The following is a 2442-nucleotide window of genomic DNA, read 5'->3' as shown; positions in this document are numbered from 1 at the left end:
CGGCAAGGCTTGTCAAAGCCCGGCGCAATCAGGCATAGAGCCTTGCGCCGGAGACGTGGCCGAGAGGCTGAAGGCACTCGTTTGCTAAATGAGCATACCCCACAAGGGTATCGAGGGTTCGAATCCCTCCGTCTCCGCCACATTTCACTGCCCTTGCAGATCAATGGCTTAGAAGGACGGCGTTCCGGATTGTAACCGGGATTGTAACCGTGGCCTTCCTGACCCGGAACGGCGGCTCGCAGGTCTTCCAGATCCGTGTCCCGCGCCGATTCGACCCCCTTTTGACACTTGCTCCGATCCGGCTGACCTTGGGGTCATTGCCGAATTCGCGAGCGCGCCCTCTGGCGACGGCGCTCGCGGGGCTGGCGCAGGTGGAGTTCGCGCGGAAAATGACAGAGGTGACAGGCCAGACGCCCGAGACGGTGCGCGACGACGTGGCGCGCTCCCTCAAGGCCGCGATGCCGGTCCTGCTCGGGCTCGGCGCGCTGAAGCCCGGCGCCCTGTCGCCGGCGATCGCGGAGAAGGCGACGACGGCGGCCTTCGACGCGCTCATCGAGATCGGCGGCCAGCGTGCGGCCGGCCATGGAGCCTTTGCACAGGAAGGCATCCACTACGAAAAGCCCTTCGTGGAGGCGCTGCGTTCCGAGAACGGCGCCCGCGACCTGCTCGGCCTGAAGCGGGTGCCGGAAGCGCCGGCGGCCGGCGCCGTCGAGCGCCGATTCGCGGAAATGACGGAACAGATCGCCGGCCTCCAGGAGATCATGCTCTCCCGGCTCGGCCCGGCTCCGGACGAACCGAGCGGCCCTCTGTTCAGCGTCGCAGCCGACAAGGCGATCGAGCTCAAGCGGCGGACGCATGGCGAGCGGCACCCGGACGTCTCGGCGCTGGCGCACCGCAAGGCCGTGTTCATCACGCTCGTCGGCGACCGGCCCGTCGATGGCTATAAGCTCGACGACCTGCAGGACTTCGTCGATGACTTGTCCTGGACGCCGCCTAACGTCAGCAAGATGGATGGTGTCGGTCTTGTGGACCTGCCGGATATCGTGCGGCGCAATCGCGAGACGCAGAAGCCCGGTCTCGCCCGCAACACCATCGAAAGCTACGTCAACCGCCTGCGCGCCATCATCGTTGACGCCTGTCGGAAGGCCGAGGTGACGCCGCGCTGCACGGGGCGTATCCGCATGCCGCAGCGGGCCGCGCCGCCGAAGACCCGGCTTGCTCCCGATCTTGGCCAGATTGCCAAGGTATTCGATCGCGGCATCGACTCCGGCATCCTCTGCGACGCTCTTCTGATCCCTCTCGGCCTCCTGACAGGGCGCCGGATCGGTCTCCTTGCGTTCATGCACCGCGAGGACATCCGCAGGTACCAGGGCAAGTGGTGCGTCTTTCCGCAAGCCCAGGTGATTCGGGATGGCAAGGTCGTGGTCGTTCCGTTCAAGACCGAAGAATCCCTGGAGCACTACGTCCTTCACGACGTGTTCGAACGATGCGGCTTCGTCGCCTGGGCTAAGCAGCGCAGCGGGCCGGTCTTCGAGCAACTGATGAAGGCTCGTGACCCTGCGGACACGGCGCAGAAGCGTATGTCGCGGCTCTACAGCTCAGCGGGCGTCGACCCCGCTATCGCCTCGACCTTCCATGCCCTGCGCGCCGGCAAAATCCGGGCCGAGCGCGAGCGCCGGACCGATCCCCGCGTCCTGCGGCTACAGGTCGGGCACGAGACCAACGGTGTCCATGAAGGCTACGATCCCGTTCTGACGGATGCCGACCTGCAGCATCTGGCCGAAGCGCCTTTGCCGGAGCAGATCGCGTGGTCCCGTCTTTACGGGCTGGATTTCGAGGCCTTCGCCCAGAAGGTCCCGAAGGGCGGCCGGCCGAAGAAGAGCTGACGCTAGAGAAAGTCTGGCGTCAGCTGACTGCGGTCAGGCCTCAATGGGTCGTCAAACTGAAGGCTAAGTCGCCTGTCGCCCGGAATTCGAGCGGCCTGGGCTTTCGTCAATCGGCAGGTGAAAAGCATCTGGACATCGTTATGAACGCGAGAACAGCCGCCGGAAACCCTCACGAAGGCGCTCCCGAAGGCCTGTTTCGTGGTCGCCCCGCCAACGCCGTTGCTGAAGCGAAATCAGCTGCCGCACCAGTTCGGGGTGACGCTTCAGCTCCATCATCGCGATGGCGTAGTCGGTTTTAGCCATCAAGCCACGGATCAAGTCGATGACCGCCTGACCGAGTAACTCGCTGTCGCCGGCGTCAATGTCGCCGAGCTGCAATACCAGTTGCCGATCCAGGTCACGCGTCATGACACGGTTGAACCGCTCCGGGTTTGTCGGAGGCCGTTTCGTTTGAGTCATGCTGCCATGGCTGGTTCGTCCAGCATCGCGTAGTAGCGTTCCTCGGCCTCGGCCGGCGGGATGTTGCCGATGGGCTCCAGCAGCCGGCGATTGTTGA

2 protein-coding genes and 1 tRNA gene are annotated in these 2442 nt (G+C 64.7%); 2 read left to right on the top strand and 1 reads right to left on the bottom strand.

Going from position 1 to position 2442, the window contains the following annotated elements; translation table 11 throughout:
• Nucleotides 1–49 precede the first annotated feature (49 nt).
• Both ACOJTB_RS10170 and ACOJTB_RS10165 read left to right on the top strand, forming a co-directional pair.
• Nucleotides 50–140: transfer RNA gene (locus tag ACOJTB_RS10170), tRNA-Ser, on the top strand.
• A 249-nt stretch (nucleotides 141–389) separates the two neighbouring features.
• Nucleotides 390–1886 (top strand): site-specific integrase, encoded by a 1497-nt coding sequence (locus ACOJTB_RS10165; protein WP_420102408.1) that lies wholly within the window; start codon nucleotides 390–392, stop codon nucleotides 1884–1886.
• Between the two features lie 138 nt (nucleotides 1887–2024).
• On the opposite strand, the gene ACOJTB_RS10160 is transcribed toward ACOJTB_RS10165, so the two are convergent.
• Complete coding sequence (locus ACOJTB_RS10160; RefSeq protein WP_420102407.1) at nucleotides 2025–2294, bottom strand: hypothetical protein; 270 nt, start codon at nucleotides 2292–2294, stop codon at nucleotides 2025–2027.
• Nucleotides 2295–2442: the final 148 nt, after the last annotated feature.

The organism is Allobosea sp. (assembly GCF_048595345.1).
In the GTDB taxonomy this organism is placed as follows: Bacteria; Pseudomonadota; Alphaproteobacteria; order Rhizobiales; family Beijerinckiaceae; genus Allobosea.
Note: the sequence above shows the minus strand (reverse complement) of the source record. Positions and strands in the feature narration are given on the sequence as shown.